This is a genomic window from Chitinophaga oryziterrae, assembly GCF_009758125.1.
GTDB lineage: Bacteria > Bacteroidota > Bacteroidia > Chitinophagales > Chitinophagaceae > Chitinophaga > Chitinophaga oryziterrae.
Genome location: NZ_WRXO01000005.1, coordinates 302,804 through 317,836, shown reverse-complemented (window position 1 = coordinate 317,836; position 15,033 = coordinate 302,804). Strand labels below are relative to the sequence as shown.

The 15,033-nt window shown below is 43.7% G+C and carries 12 protein-coding genes; 3 read left to right on the top strand and 9 right to left on the bottom strand.

Going from position 1 to position 15,033, the window contains the following annotated elements; all coding sequences use genetic code 11:
- Window positions 1–4 precede the first annotated feature (4 nt).
- The 3 genes from GO495_RS18940 to GO495_RS18930 form a co-directional block, all read right to left on the bottom strand.
- Entirely contained in the window at window positions 5–889 is an 885-nt protein-coding gene (locus GO495_RS18940; RefSeq protein ID WP_157301286.1) for a diacylglycerol/lipid kinase family protein, read from the bottom strand.
- Window positions 890–915: 26 nt separating this feature from the next.
- Window positions 916–1,761, bottom strand: a complete 846-nt coding sequence (gene nadC, locus GO495_RS18935) for a carboxylating nicotinate-nucleotide diphosphorylase (protein WP_157301285.1) — start codon at window positions 1,759–1,761, stop codon at window positions 916–918.
- A gap of 89 nt (window positions 1,762–1,850) precedes the next feature.
- Window positions 1,851–2,270, bottom strand: coding sequence for a DUF4783 domain-containing protein (locus GO495_RS18930; RefSeq protein WP_157301284.1), 420 nt, complete (start codon window positions 2,268–2,270; stop codon window positions 1,851–1,853).
- Window positions 2,271–2,535: 265 nt separating this feature from the next.
- Between GO495_RS18930 and gpmI the strand changes: the two genes are divergently transcribed.
- From gpmI to uvrC, 3 genes are all read left to right on the top strand, one after another.
- Complete coding sequence (gene gpmI, locus GO495_RS18925; protein WP_157301283.1) at window positions 2,536–4,059, top strand: 2,3-bisphosphoglycerate-independent phosphoglycerate mutase; 1,524 nt, start codon at window positions 2,536–2,538, stop codon at window positions 4,057–4,059.
- Window positions 4,060–4,260: 201 nt separating this feature from the next.
- Complete coding sequence (locus GO495_RS18920; RefSeq protein ID WP_157301282.1) at window positions 4,261–4,833, top strand: hypothetical protein; 573 nt, start codon at window positions 4,261–4,263, stop codon at window positions 4,831–4,833.
- A 9-nt stretch (window positions 4,834–4,842) separates the two neighbouring features.
- A complete protein-coding gene (gene uvrC, locus GO495_RS18915) occupies window positions 4,843–6,651 on the top strand; it encodes an excinuclease ABC subunit UvrC (protein ID WP_157301281.1) in 1,809 nt (602 codons plus the stop codon).
- 56 nt (window positions 6,652–6,707) lie between these two features.
- Here the strand turns inward: uvrC and porN are convergent, their stop codons facing one another.
- From porN to GO495_RS18885, 6 genes are all read right to left on the bottom strand, one after another.
- Entirely contained in the window at window positions 6,708–7,736 is a 1,029-nt protein-coding gene (porN, locus tag GO495_RS18910; RefSeq protein WP_157301280.1) for a type IX secretion system ring subunit PorN/GldN, read from the bottom strand.
- A 10-nt stretch (window positions 7,737–7,746) separates the two neighbouring features.
- Window positions 7,747–9,285 (bottom strand): type IX secretion system motor protein PorM/GldM, encoded by a 1,539-nt coding sequence (gene porM, locus GO495_RS18905; RefSeq protein ID WP_157301279.1) that lies wholly within the window; start codon window positions 9,283–9,285, stop codon window positions 7,747–7,749.
- A gap of 59 nt (window positions 9,286–9,344) precedes the next feature.
- Entirely contained in the window at window positions 9,345–10,091 is a 747-nt protein-coding gene (porL, locus tag GO495_RS18900) for a type IX secretion system motor protein PorL/GldL (protein ID WP_157301278.1), read from the bottom strand.
- A 247-nt stretch (window positions 10,092–10,338) separates the two neighbouring features.
- Window positions 10,339–11,622, bottom strand: coding sequence for a T9SS ring complex lipoprotein PorK/GldK (gene porK / locus GO495_RS18895; RefSeq protein ID WP_157301479.1), 1,284 nt, complete (start codon window positions 11,620–11,622; stop codon window positions 10,339–10,341).
- A gap of 445 nt (window positions 11,623–12,067) precedes the next feature.
- Window positions 12,068–14,110 carry a thioredoxin domain-containing protein gene (locus GO495_RS18890; RefSeq protein WP_157301277.1) on the bottom strand — a complete coding sequence of 681 codons (2,043 nt, stop codon included), beginning with the start codon at window positions 14,108–14,110 and terminating at the stop codon, window positions 12,068–12,070.
- Window positions 14,111–14,208: 98 nt separating this feature from the next.
- The gene (locus GO495_RS18885; protein WP_157301276.1) at window positions 14,209–15,000 is read right to left on the bottom strand and encodes a uroporphyrinogen-III synthase; all 792 of its coding nucleotides are present in this window, start codon (window positions 14,998–15,000) and stop codon (window positions 14,209–14,211) included.
- Window positions 15,001–15,033: the final 33 nt, after the last annotated feature.

Below are 15,033 nucleotides of genomic sequence, written 5' to 3'. Positions count from 1 at the left end.
TACTTTAAAATCGATTAACAATCACCTGCAGGGCAGCAGGCTCAATACGGAAAATTACTTTTTCTCCTTCACTCAGGGGAACAGCATCTCCATCCACCTGTAAATGCGCCAGCTCCGGACTTTTAATAGTAATGTACCTGCCCGTATAATGCTGCATATACTTCGTCTTATCAATGGTTCCTCTAAGAGAGTAAAACCCGATAGGTATTAATCCGTAAAAAGGCACCGGCGGTACCAGGCATATATCCAGCTCTCCGTCAAAAACACTTGCCTTGGGCGCCAGCTTAAACTCATAGCCAAACTGGTTGCCATTTGCTACTGTAAAAAGGAAAGCACGCTGCTCCTGAATCTTCCCATCAATATTGATTTCGTACAACGGCCCCTTATACTTATTAAAACTTCCAAACACCAGCTTCGCATACCCCAATAATCCTCTTTTTTGCACATGGCGAAACTTATCCGCTATCAATGCATCAAATCCAACACCTGCATTACTCAGGAACATATGTTCATTGGCATAACCAACATCCATAGGCCGGCGGCGGCCATCCGCGATCAGCTCAAGTGCATGTGGCACCTTCATGGGTATTTTAAGTGCCCTTGCCAGTCCGTTACCACTACCCAACGGTATAATGGCCAGTGCGGTACCGGAGCCTACCAGCCCCTGTGCTATCTCGTTTATAGACCCGTCACCTCCAACAGCAACTACCGTATCTACACCAGCTTCCACTGCTTCCCGTGCAAGCACAGTTCCATGACCCAGGTATGCCAGGTGCGTAATCTCCACAGAGAATGCTTTCGGTGTCAGATATCTCCTGATAACTCCCTCCAGGCGTTTCTCTCTGTCCGTACCGGCTTTCCGGTTGATGATGAATAATATCTTTCTCAACGTTAGGGATGTTTCTTTGTTAAGTACTAAAGAGCTTTAAGACTAAGGTCCAGGCTCACAGCGTGATGAATAACGGCTCCTGCCGACACATAATCCACACCTGTTTTTGCATATGCTTCCAGCGTATCCAGGTTAATCCCACCGGATGCTTCCGTTTCAAACCGCCCGTTAATCAGTACAAGCGCTTCACTTACAAGCTGCGGAGTGAAATTGTCCAGCATAATCCTGTGTATCTGTCCTACGGCAAGCGCCTCCTTCACATCTTCAAGATTCCGGGTCTCCACCTCTATCTGCAACGACAGCCCCTTTTCCTTTAAATAAGCCACTGTTTTATTCACAGCAGCAGTAATGCCTCCGGCAAAATCAATATGATTATCCTTCAACATCACCATATCATATAATCCCATCCTGTGATTAACACCACCACCAATCCTGACTGCCTCTTTTTCCAGCAAACGGAAATTAGGTGTTGTCTTACGCGTATCCAATAAACGGGTATGATATCCTTTCAGTTTTTCCACGTACTGATGAGTAAGCGTCGCGATACCACTCATGCGTTGCATACAGTTCAGTACCAGCCTTTCTCCCATCAGCAACGTATGTACTAATGCACTCACTTCAAAAGCTGTTTCACCTTTCTTCATCACCTCACCATCTTCCTTAAAAGGAATAAAAACAACATTGGGGTCCAGCTGCTGGAATATCGTCTTCGCTACTTCCATCCCCGCCAGTATCCCATCCTCCTTTATTTTCAATATAGCTTTGCCCGTTGCCGCAGCCGGGATACAGGCTAGCGTGGAATGGTCCCCGCTACCAATATCTTCCGCCAGTGCATTTTGTATAAGATTCCTGAGTGCTGATTCTTCTAACATAATACCGGTTTAGAACAACGAAAGTAACGAAATAAAAAAAGTCCGGAACTCCCGGACTTTTTAAAATATATCTGTCTGCAATAAACTGCTTATTTATTCTCGAAACGTAACTCGTTCAGCACCATAGAACCACCTTTCTTCTGCAGAAAGAACGAGGTACGGAAAGTGCCTCCTGAAGTTCCCATATTACCAATACCGAAACGGGACCCGCCTCCACCTTCACCCTGGTGAATCAGTTCAAATGATTTCACCTGGTTCTTTGCAAAAAAATCCTTCAGTATTATTTCAGCCTGTGATTTGCTGTAAGAATTGGACTTGCCGGAAATATTTATTTCAACTGTATTATCAAGATAACGGGATAATCCGCTAACATCCCCTTGTTTGATCGAGCTGACCACATCTTCAAAAGGCCCTGCGGCCGTAGGTTTCAACGTAGCAGCTGACAGTGTAAATGCAGTTATAATGCCTCCAAACAACACCACCCCTAGCACATACATTAACTTTTTCATCGTCAGTATTTTATTAAGTAGTAAAGTTTTCATCATCTGGTATGAAGTGGGCTAAAACTATGCCAAAGTGCAGACTAGCATTTAAAATACAATCATCGTTGTATTGCACAAGCATTAATTGATGCAAATATATTAATATATAATTTTACAATTACCCTTAACTGCAATAAACTTCCGCCTTATCTTTTAATCCAGTATGTTTTTTGCTCTCATTTCAATAAGTTTGATGCCTGAAGTATCACTTAAAAAAAATCTCACCGTATATATGGAAAAGAAAAGAGCCATTCTCGTTATTATGGATGGATGGGGACAGGGACAGGTTCCTGCCGCTGACGCAATAGCACATGCAAAGACACCTTTTGTTAGCAGTCTTTATGGGAAATACCCGCATAGTACTCTCGTTACATGCGGAGAAGAGGTAGGCTTACCTGAGGGACAGATGGGTAACTCCGAAGTGGGCCACCTCAATCTGGGCGCGGGCCGTATCGTGTACCAGGAACTACAACGTATTAATGTAGCTGTCCGTACAGGAGAACTGGCTTCCAATCCCATATTACAGAACTCATTCAACTACGCTAAAGACAACGACAAAGCCCTTCACCTGATAGGTCTTGTCAGTGACGGTGGTGTTCACTCTCACATCAACCATCTGAAAGCGCTCACACAGATCGCTAAAGATAAAGGCCTTACCAGGGTATTCATCCACGCCTTTACAGATGGACGCGATACAGATCCTAAAGGCGGACTGGAATACATGACCGACCTCGTAGCACACCTGAAACAAACTACCGGTCAGGTTGCCAGCGTTACAGGCCGTTATTATGCAATGGATCGCGACAAGCGCTGGGAACGCGTGAAACTGGCCTACGATGGGCTGGTAAACGGTATTGGTACTCCTACTCAGGATATACTCACCGCTATCAAAGCTTCCTATGCAGATGGTGTGACCGACGAATTTATCAAACCTATCATCGTTACCGATGCACAGCAGAAACCAATTGCTACCATCCAGAACGGTGATGCAGTGCTCTGCTTCAACTTCCGTACAGACCGTTGCCGCGAAATCACACAGGTCCTTACCCAACAGGAATTCCCCGACTTTGGTATGCACCCGCTGCAACTCAACTATACCACTATGACCGAGTATGATAAAACATACAAAGGCATACATGTAATATTTGAGAACGATAACCTCAATAATACAATAGGAGCAGTACTGGAAGATAACAACCGTACCCAGATACGTATCGCAGAAACAGAAAAGTACCCGCATGTAACCTTCTTCTTCTCCGGCGGACGTGAAAAAGAATATGAAGGCGAACGCAGACTGATCATAGCTTCTCCTAAAGTAGCTACCTACGATCTGCAACCGGAAATGAGCGCAAATGAAATCACAGATGCTATCGTACCGGAAATTGAAAGTAAATCGGCCGACTTTATCTGTCTCAACTTTGCCAATGCAGACATGGTAGGACATACCGGCGTTTGGCCGGCCGTTATCAAAGCAGTAGAAACAGTAGACGCCTGCGTGGAAAGAGTAGTCACCGCTGCCCTGAAAAACGATTACACCGTCTTCCTCACTGCCGACCATGGTAACGCAGATTACATGATCAACAATGACGGTACTCCCAACACCGCCCACTCACTCAACCTCGTTCCTTACTTTGTGATCAGCAATGACTTCAAAGGAGAATTAAAACCAGGTAAACTGGGCGACGTGTCTCCAACCATCCTTCAGATCATGGGCCTTCCCATCCCTAAAGAGATGACAGGTACCGTGCTGATTTAACAAAACTATAAATTATACCCTGGAGCTGTCGCGGATACCCGCGACAGCTTTTTTTTTGTCACTGTAACTATTACCATAGCTCCAACGTTTAAATGTTTTTTAGTGCTCTCGACAGATTTGCTCATGCATCAGATGCGCCGTTTTCACGGCGCATTTTTTTTATCACAAGCTGCATAACTCATTCTTCCCTAACTTTGCCGAATGGATTATCGTTTCTCCTGGACATTTCTGTCTGCAACCCTTCTCTTCGTTTCCTGCGGCACCGGTGTTAATCAGCAGCCCCAGGCTAATGGCTACAGAGATTTAAAAGGATACTTTAAGCAGGAATTGGTGGATATCAGTCAGCAGAAACCTGCCCTCTATAAAACGGTCACGCTTAATAATCAGCGGGACAGCGTTACCATCAATACTCCCGATTCGGCTCAACTGCAAAACCTGTTGCAACCGTTCCTGGAAGTAGACCTCAACAAACCTTCGCTCAGGGATGCCTACGATACAATAGTTCTGCCGGACCAGTTCACCGGTAAACGCTCTCTCCTGTACAAAGCCAGGAATAAAGCTACACTTCCGCAGGAAGTGATCCTGAACGTAGACAGTAGCCAGCATATAGAAAATGTACAGATGAACAAACATGTTCAGAACCTGGTATACGAATACCAGCAACACCTGGAATACCAGCACAACAAACACATCCGTATCACCACCTGGCAGAAAATAGCATTCCTGCCATCAAAAGAACTGGATGTAAAGATTTTGCTCAGGGCGCATAATTGATTGTAAACAATGACAGCAGCAGAATTTCAACAAATATCACATACCATCCCCTTACAGGCCGGGATTTATAAATACTACAATGAAAGTAATGAGATCTTATACGTAGGTAAGGCCAAAAGCCTGCGCAAAAGAGTGAGTTCCTATTTTGTAAAGAATCATGATAACTATAAAACACGTAAACTCGTTGAATGTATCCATCATATAGAGTTCACCATCGTAGACTCTGAACAGGATGCCTTTTTACTGGAAAACTCACTCATCAAACAATTCCAGCCAAAGTTCAATATAGACCTGAAGGATGATAAAACGTATCCTTATATGGTCATCAAACACGAAGCCTTTCCCCGCGTATTCCTTACCCGCAATATCATAAAAGACGGCTCGGAATATCTCGGCCCTTTTACCTCTGTAGGACGTGTAAGAGAACTGCTGGATATGATCCGTTACAACATCCCTTTGCGTACCTGCAACCTCAATCTTTCACAGCAGAATATCAGCAAAGGCAAGTATAAAGTATGCCTGGAATATCATCTTGGTAACTGCAAGGGGCCTTGCGAAGGACTGGAAACAGAAGAAGAATATCGTGCAGGATTACAACAGGTAAAGAATATTTTAAAAGGAAATCTCACCCCCGTATTACAGGAATTCCGTGCACAGATGCAGGAACACGCCCTCAATATGGAATTTGAGAAAGCAGAAATATTGCGTAAAAAGATAGAGAGCCTGAACGCCTACCAGTCTAAATCTGCTATCGTCAATTCCCGTATAGGCAACGTAGATGTCTTCTCTATTATCAGCGAAGGCAACCACGCATACGTAAACTATCTGCGCGTACTCAACGGTACTATTGCAGATACAAAAACAGTAACGCTGGAGAAGAAACTGGAAGAGGAAAATGAGGAGGTACTGACCTATGCCGTGGGATATTTACGTGATGCTTTCCATAGTTTAGCACCGGAAATTATCGTGCCTTTTGACATGGAATATCCTGAAGAACATATAACCGTTACCGTTCCTAAAACCGGCGACAAAAAGAAGCTGCTGGAACTCTCAGAGAAAAATGTGAACTACTTCAGGGAAGAACTATACAGAAGAAAGATCCTCCACCTGGAAGGTAAAAGCGATATGGAAAAGAAGAAAGTACTGTATCAGTTACAGGCCGATCTTGAACTGCAGCAGTTACCTGTTCATATCGAATGTTTCGATAACTCCAACTTCCAGGGAAGTTATCCCGTTTCCGCCTGTGTGGTCTTTAAAGATGGTATCGCCTCAAAGAAAGATTACCGTCATTTCAATATTAAGACAGTAGAAGGTATTAACGACTTCGCTTCCATGAAGGAAGTGGTTTTCAGGCGCTACAGAAGGCTGCTGGAAGAAAACCAGCCATTACCTCAGCTGGTGATCATTGATGGAGGTAAAGGGCAACTGGGATCAGCCATGGAGAGCATCCGGGAGCTGGACCTTGTAGGGAGTATGACCGTCGTAGGACTTGCAAAGAATGAAGAAGAGATATTCTTCCCGGGGGATAAAGACAGTATCAAATTACCCTACGATAGTGAAAGTCTGAAACTGATCCGCCGGGTAAGAGATGAGGTACACCGTTTCGGTATCACCTTCCACCGGCAGAAACGCAGTAAGGGCACTTTTAAAAATGAACTGGAGAATATAAAGGGGATTGGAGAAAACACCGCTACACAGCTATTAAAAACATTCCGTTCCGTAAATAAGATCAAACAGCTCTCGGAAGAAGACCTTGTAAAAGAGATAGGCAATGCAAAAGCAAAACTGGTCTTCGATTATTTCCATAACAGATCATAAAGTAAAAAGCCGTGCAGATGTTATCTACACGGCTTTTTAGCTTATTTACGAGCAGATTAGTACTGCCACATATCTTGTTCTTTATTAAAGATCTTGTCTTTGATCGCCTGACCTTCCAGGAGACGCATAGTACCATCTTTAATGTAATCCTTGATCTCACGGTTATACGTGTTGTTCTCCTTGATAACGAAACTGGAGAAAAAGCGCATTTCGAAAAGGTCTTCCCAGCTCATAGTAGCAGCATCGTTATTCTGGTTGTACACATCGTACTTGGCCAGGATAGGACGCATATCAGGATAATATACCCAGAACAATGGGATAGCGGCACGGAAAGAACCATCTTCGTTCATACGTGATACCATAGGTGCAATACCCAGGATACGTACCTTCAGAGCAGATGCTTCTTTATCGAACACCCAAACTTCTTTGATCTTGTACTGAACAACAGTACGCGGGTCAAATTCATCACGGGTGCTTACCATTTTCTCCTCACCGGTTACAGGGTCAATACTACGTACTGTCTTCTCCTCTCCGCTTATTTTAGTTTGTATCTCAGCGTAAGAAAGGGGAGTGGTGAACCGGTCGTCGATAGGACTGAACGCTTCTACTTCCTTATTCTTAACTGCATTGATCAGGATATTAATGAACAGCTGGTTTGTACCAGATTCATCCTCAACGTTATACTGGAAAGGAAGGTTCATCTTTTCACGGATATCTATTACCTGCCAAATCTTCTTCTCCCAGAACTCATCGTCTGAGCGGATGTGATCGTAAGCAATAGGAATACGGTCTCTGATGAAATTCTTTTCAGATATTCCGTCTGTACGCATCGACTTGCGAGGCGTGTCTACAGGTATACCTACACCATCTGGGCGCTGTGACTGTGCTGGTGGTGGGGGAGGTGGTGTAACGCTGTTACCCGTCGCAGGATTCACAAGCGAAGCGTCCTGAGTCGCAGGAGCATCTGCTGCTTTTGCAGAGTTCCGGCGCGTTGTACGGTTCCGTTGTGCATATGACTGGGTAGCCAGTAATAATACCAGCATCAGGGAACACCAACCAATTCTGTTGAGGATGACTGCTCGCATAAAAAATAATTTAGTTAATCTTGAAGTTGACATTACTCATATCTCTCACTTTGCCATCTGGCCCTTTCACACGTACGTTATCAAAGTATACAACATCTCCAGGTCTCAGTGAACGGACAGCACCTAATATACTACTTGGGAAATATGCAGAGTTAGCATCAGCTTCTACGTAATCTTTACCTTTTCCTTCGATACCGACACGATAGCTAATGATCTCATACTTCACGTTTTCAAAAACGAAGTCTTCCAGGTCTGCACGTAAACCACCCTGCACTTTAAATTCTGCGGCCTTCATAGAAGGACCTTTGCTCATACCTACCTTCAATACCGGATCTGGTACATACTTGATACGGAATTCTTTTGATCCCAGTGTCTTTACCTTACCATCGATCTCAGCACTTACAACTACAGTAGCTTTACCAGGAGCATTTACAGTTGCCATGTACTGACCGGTACCTGTTCTGCTGAGGTTACCACCGGAAATGCTGGCGGATACTTTTTCAGACGGAACACCACCTGCTGATACAGAGATCGGGTTCTGCAAACCGATGTACAATACGTTCATCTTATCTGCAGAGATAGAAGTTGTTGAAGCTCCTACACTGTATGTTTCACTGAAAGGATAAGTTTCAGCTTCACCGCTTGGTTTTTTCAATGTTACTGTACCAGAGATCGTTTTTTCACCAATACCGCTAACAGGCATTGTAAAAGTACCCAGACCTTCAGAAGCTGTAACGGATGAACCGTTTACAACGATCTCAGGATTAACAGTGCTGCTGTACGCACCTACTGCTATCTGAGCTGTTAAAGTCTGGCCTTCCATCAGGTTCTTTGAGTTCAAAGAAACGAATGGTCTGATCTTGTCGAATTTGAAATCATTTTTGCTGATCTGTGATAACAGGTCATCAATGATTAAAGACTCGGAGTTTTTGATATCATTCTGGAATTTACTCAGAATGGTTACCGCTGCAATGGTTGGAACCATGTTAAAGTGGTATTGAGTCCAGGTCTTGTTCTTAGGACCATGTTCGCTACCATTTGATTTACCGATTTCAACGTGCAGTGGCAATGTTTTTTCGAAGCTCGCTTTTTGCTTAGGATCAACGAAAGTCAACAACTTAGCGCGAAGTTCTGTCAGACGTTTTTCCAGTTCAGGACCCTGTTTGCGGTTCTCCATTACACGGGTAGGAGCATCCAGGTTATCCTTACTTTTTACATCACCATATTCATTACGTCCACCACTTTCTCTGATGATAGTCTCCTTCAGTGTATCGAGGTAGACGAACATTTCAGCGGAAAGCTTTTTCACCTCCTCGGCCTTATCTCTGAAAGGCTTTGTTTTTTCCGCATCAGTCTTCATTTGATTGTCAAACTGTGCGTAGGTGATATTGTTTTTATCAGTAATAGAACCGTTCGAAGTTATAATTGAGTTATTTACGATATTAAATGCGTTCAGTATTTCAGCAGAGACGTTCAATGCCAGCATGGCCGTCAAGACCAGGTACATGATATTGATCATCTTCTGCCTGGGATCCTTTGGTAGTGCCATAGTTTGTTCTCAGATTTGAATGATTGTCTGTTGTTACATCAAAAACTATCAGCGTTACCTTATCTGGCGCTGTGCATAGCGCTGAGCATGTTTCCGTAAACAGTGTTCAGGCTTGTCAGGTTTTGTGCCAGTTTAGAAATTTGATCCTGTGTTTTGCGCGCATCATCGACGCTGCCGGTCATAGCCTGAGAAACAGTCAACAGATTTCCGTAGAAATTGTTCATCGCTTTCAGGTGATTATTAGTGTCCTGCAGCTCTAACTCATAGATAGCATTCAGGGAAGCCAGATTTTTGGTCATACCCTGCATCTGCTCGTGGAAACTTCTGGTTGATTCAGAAGCGTTACTGAAGGAAGATACAGCAGCTGCTGCAGTAGTGTAAGCATGAGCTACATTACCGATAGCGCTCGCAGCTTCTCTTGTTTTCTGTGTGTAGTCGCCGGTTGCAGCAACAACATCACTGATATCTCTCATTTTGTCTACTGTAGTACCTAATTTCTGAAAGTTTTCGCTTAAGCGTTGCAGACTAACAGGAGTAATGTCAGCTTGTTCCAGCATTTTGTCGAGGCCGGCTAATGCAGGGCTTCCACCAGATACCATTACCTGAGCTTCACCATGGTCTCCACCGCCGTCCGGTACGAATGCATAAACAAAGAAGATAAGAGCTTCAGTACTTAAACCAACGATCAGGGCAATATCAGCGCCTGGCCAGTGTTGAAGTTTAAACAGCGCTCCGATAATTACTACAGATGCCGCAATACAAACAAAGAAATTCAGCCATTTCGATGTAGTAGGATTCATAGCCATAGGTCAAAATTTACTAGTTAAAGTGTTAAAGGTTAAATTGTTATGGAATAGTTCTTGCTCAACGATAAATAGCGGATTACGCTCAATGCACATCATCATACGGTTTCTCATCTAAACATTATTTAATTGTTTAACACCACACATGCCCGTCCCAAAGGCACTCCGGAAAACTATCCCCGGCTCTTCGATCCTTATGGCTATCTTACTCATCTTAATCCGTAATGGCTGCTTCTTTACTTCCTCTTATTTATTTCTTATGACCGAAATCATTCTTAGACCTGCTCAGGAATGCGATCGTACATCTGAAACCGATATATGATTTAGCACTATCCTGATACTCATAGGACCTGGTACCTGTTTGCAGGAAATAACCAATGTCTTTCCATGATCCGCCTCTCACTGATTTACGCTTCATTTTCGGAGCTGCATCATCTGGGATGTCCATACGCAGATAAGGGTTCATGTCTGAGGTGAAGGAGTATGCATTTTCATAAAAGATATCCTGTGTCCACTCAGCTACGTTACCAGACATGTTGTACAAGCCATAATCATTAGGCCAGTAAGCATCTGCCCTTACAGTGTAGAAACCACCATCTTCAGGATAATTACCACGGCCTGGTTTGAAGTTAGCCAGTAAACAACCTTTCTTGTTTCTCAGGTAATAACCACCCCATGGATAAGGAGATTGCTCTCTTCCGCCACGTGCAGCATATTCCCATTGTGCTTCAGAAGGTAACTGGAACTTATCTTCAGTGAACAGGTTCTTGGAAATACGATAGTCTTCCCAGAACTTACTACGCCACTCAGCAAAAGCATTCGCCTGGTGCCAGGTTACACCTACCACAGGATAATTGTCAAATGCCGGGTGCCAGAAGTACATCCTCGTCATTGGTTCATTATAAGCATAGGAGAAGTCCCTGATCCAGCACAATGTGTCCGGATAGATCGCTACATCCTTCTTTACAATGAACTTAGAACGGGGCTTGTTGGCATTTTCACGCCTCTTGGCCTGTTCCCAGTTAAAAGTTTCTGAGTGGTACACCAGCTTATGCACATCAAATTCCTTCCTTCCGTATAAACGGTCTTCCGGAGCATAAGTCATACCATCCAGTTTTTCTATGGTGGATTTATCCTTATAATTAATCTTCTTCTTCCAGTCAATCACATCCTGGCCACCATCACTCTTTACATCACCCAGTAAAATGTGGGCAATAGAATCTGTAACCCATTGAACAAACTGCCTGTACTCATTGTTCGTTATCTCCGTAGCATCCATATAGAAGCCGGAAATAGAAACAGACTTGTTACGCGCAGTGTAGGCATAGTTCAAATCCTCATCGCTAGGGCCCATGTGAAAGGTACCCGAGGGTACGTATACCATTCCATAAGGTACAGGCGGGAAATACTTCGGTCTGGGACTAACTCCAATGAGTTGTCCTTGTGCATTTTTGGGGGTTTTACTACCACCGCAGCTGGCGAGCAGGCTAACCAGCAATACTGCTAACAGACCACTTGATAAATTAAGCTTCATAAGGGTAGCTTTCATTGAAAATCATTTATTTCGTAGGCGACATAGACTCATTGGCCACAATGATGCTATGGGTGTCGCTTTTTTCTTAAAAATGGCCGAATCACCAACCAGCCATTCACAAGCGCTCTAAAGCTTTTAGATAGTACACTTCAGAAATTACCGGTTATTTTACTCGTTGGTTTCACTCAAAAATATCATTCCCTATGGTCAGGTGTTAATAATTCAAGTCAGCACTTTCCCCTCATTCACCCGCTCTAATTTAACGTTAGATAACAAATGTAACGATTTATTTTAATCCGTAGTTAGTTTTCACCCAACTTTTTCATCTCTCAATGGAGAACCGTGACAATTAAAATAAACGTGTTTTTTAACATTTTATTATATCTTCTTCGAATCATTTTTATGTTTCTGCCAGACAGATATGGTCATGCAAGATACATAATAATTATATTAAATTAAAAATTTCCTCTATATCACTTACCGGCTTAATACAATGATAATCTTCACACACATAGATCCACGTTTTACCTGCCTGCTCCCTATGCTCCAGTAACGGCAGCCCCTCTTTATCTTTTTCCGCTCCCAGTAATACTTTGAATGGTATATACCGCCTGCCAATTTCTATCATTTTAACCCTGTAATCAGCCCCTACCACCGCTATCTCCTTCACACCCTTCACCTCCTGCAACATCAACCCGCCCCAGATACCAAAAGAAGTCGGATATCTTACCACCGACTGAGACTGCTCAAAAATCATCCTCAATGCCCTGTCTGCCCACTCCTTTTTGTCATAAATGATTGACAGGTAACGGAGGTTTGCTGCCATCACCGCATTCCCACTAGGCGTAGCGCCGTCATACACCTCTTTCTTTCGTACAATAACGTCCTGCTGGCCTTCTTCAGTATAATAAAAAAATAAATTTGTTTCATCCGAGAAGTTATTGAGTACATACTCAGTCAGGTTACCCGCTTTTTCCAGCCAGCTGAATTCCCCCGTCACTTCCTGTAATGCGATAAACGCCTTTATCAGATAGGCATAATCATCCAGAAATGCCGGATATTTTGCTTTTCCGGCTTTAAATGTATGATAAAAAGCCTGTTTATCAACATGTTGCATGTTATCTATGCAAAAATTTGCCGCATTTATCGCCATCTCCTTATATTGGTGGCCACCCAATGCAGCATATGCTTTACAACACGCATGGATCATCAGCGCATTCCAGCCCAGTAATATCTTGTCATCCAATGCCGGACGGACCCGTTCATCCCTCACAGACATCAGCTTTTCCCTGCAATCTGCCAGTTTACGGTACAACTCCCCTTCATCCAACCCCTTAACACCCGCAAATACCGCTACAGGTTGCAGTATCCGCAAAATATTCTGCTCTTCCCAGTTACCTTCTTCGGTTACATCATAAAATTCACAAAAGATGGCTGCATCTGCTCCCAACACGGTATCAATCCCGTCCTTACTCCAGGTATAAAATTTTCCTTCTACTCCTTCAGAATCAGCATCCAGCGCTGCATAAAAAGCGCCTCCTGCATCTGTCAGCTCCCGCTGCACAAAATTCAGCGTCTCAGCAATGGTTTGCGCATAGATACGGTTGCCCGTCAGTTGACAGGCTTCACTCAGTACGTCTACCAGCAACGCATTATCGTACAGCATCTTCTCAAAATGAGGGGCCAGCCATTGACCATCCGTGCTGTAACGGGAAAAACCTCCGCCCAGCTGATCATAAATTCCTCCCTGCAGCATCTTGTCCAGGGATAACAATGCCTGGTCCAGCGCCCCCTGCACTTTAAAACTATGATGATATCGTAAGAGATATTGTATAATAAACGTACCGGGAAATTTGGGCGCATTCCCAAATCCACCCCATTCCTTGTCTGCCTGCTGCATAATGTTCTGATACATAGTATCACATTGCATCCGCGAAAACAGTTCGTTATGCGGGATCAGCAGCTCAGGGACAGCATTGGAGCCAAAGCGGGACGACTGCATCAGGTGCGCCGTCATATTATCTGCCTGTGTTTCAATATCTTCCCTGCGTTCCTTAAACGCCTGGGATAATGCCAGCAACACATCCTTCCAGGAAGGACGGTTATAAGCTTTCACCGGCGGAAAATAAGTACCTCCGTAAAAAGGGTGTTTGCCCGGCGTAAGAAACACATTCAGTGGCCAGCCACCGGAACCCGTCATCGCCTGCACTGCATCCATGTAAATATGGTCGAGGTCCGGACGTTCTTCCCTGTCTATCTTAATGTTAATGAAATGTTCGTTCATGATCCGGGCGGTTTCGATATCCTCAAAACTCTCACGCTCCATCACATGACACCAGTGGCAGGCAGCATAGCCAATGCTCACTAATATTGGTTTATCTTCCTGTAATGCTCTTTGCAGTGCTTCTTCCCCCCATGGATACCAATCTACCGGGTTATGCGCATGCTGCATAAGGTAAGGACTGGTTTCATTCGCAAGTCTGTTCAATTTCTTAGATTAGGTTGTTGTAACGCTTTGTATCCCAAATATAAGAAAGGGACAGCGTAAGCCGTCCCCCTTAAACAAGTTATTTATATCTTTTAATGTTATTTTTTATTGATCAGGGTAAGATACTGCTCAAGGGCAGCAGGCATAGAAGGAGCCTGAGGTACCGGCGCCTTCAGATCAAGGCGTAAACCGGCGTCTTCTACAGCAGCAGAAGTAGTAGGGCCAAAAGCACCTATACGTGTTCCGTTCTGCTCAAATTCCGGCATGTTCTCAAACAGTGACTTCACTCCATAAGGACTGAAAAACACGATCATATCATACACATTTTCCGCCATTACCGCCTTTACATCATTCGAAACCGTCTTGTAAAGGGTAGCTGTGGCATACTCACATTTGTAAGTTTTCAGCCATTCTTCAATGTCCTTCTTCTGACTGTCTGAACTTGGAAACAGGAACTTCTCATTGTCGCGATGTTTATTCATCACTTCCAGGAGACTCTTGGTAGAACCATCTGCCCCGTAAAATACCTTACGTTTACGGTAAAGGATAAATTTCTGGAGATACAATGCAATTGCTTCTGTAATACAAAAGTACTTGCAGTCCTGAGAAACCTTGATCTTCATTTCTTCACAGATCCTGAAGAAATGGTCAACAGAATTACGGCTGGTAAAAATAACCGCCGTAAAATTTGGTATGTCAATCTTCTGTTTCCTGAAGTCTTTTGCGGACAGTCCCTCAACCCTTATAAACGGATGAAAATCCAATTTAACATTGAATTTCTTTGCAAGTTCAAAGTAAGGTGATTTTTCTGTTTCAGGTTTAGGTTGGGAAATTAGAATTGACTGAATCTGTTTTGTCTGCAAATCTTTTTTTGGCCCGCCTTTAATCATACTTTTTTTGCTCTTGTGTTAACAATAGGCAGT

Excerpts from the sequence above, each read along its gene's own strand:
- nadC (WP_157301285.1), bottom strand. The coding sequence starts at position 1,761 with ATGTTAGAAGAATCAGCACTCAGGAATCTTATACAAAATGCACTGGCG.
- GO495_RS18930 (WP_157301284.1), bottom strand. The coding sequence starts at position 2,270 with ATGAAAAAGTTAATGTATGTGCTAGGGGTGGTGTTGTTTGGAGGCATT.
- gpmI (WP_157301283.1), top strand. The coding sequence starts at position 2,536 with ATGGAAAAGAAAAGAGCCATTCTCGTTATTATGGATGGATGGGGACAG.
- GO495_RS18920 (WP_157301282.1), top strand. The coding sequence starts at position 4,261 with ATGGATTATCGTTTCTCCTGGACATTTCTGTCTGCAACCCTTCTCTTC.
- uvrC (WP_157301281.1), top strand. The coding sequence starts at position 4,843 with ATGACAGCAGCAGAATTTCAACAAATATCACATACCATCCCCTTACAG.
- porN (WP_157301280.1), bottom strand. The coding sequence starts at position 7,736 with ATGCGAGCAGTCATCCTCAACAGAATTGGTTGGTGTTCCCTGATGCTG.
- porM (WP_157301279.1), bottom strand. The coding sequence starts at position 9,285 with ATGGCACTACCAAAGGATCCCAGGCAGAAGATGATCAATATCATGTAC.
- porL (WP_157301278.1), bottom strand. The coding sequence starts at position 10,091 with ATGGCTATGAATCCTACTACATCGAAATGGCTGAATTTCTTTGTTTGT.
- porK (WP_157301479.1), bottom strand. The coding sequence starts at position 11,622 with ATGAAGCTTAATTTATCAAGTGGTCTGTTAGCAGTATTGCTGGTTAGC.
- GO495_RS18885 (WP_157301276.1), bottom strand. The coding sequence starts at position 15,000 with ATGATTAAAGGCGGGCCAAAAAAAGATTTGCAGACAAAACAGATTCAG.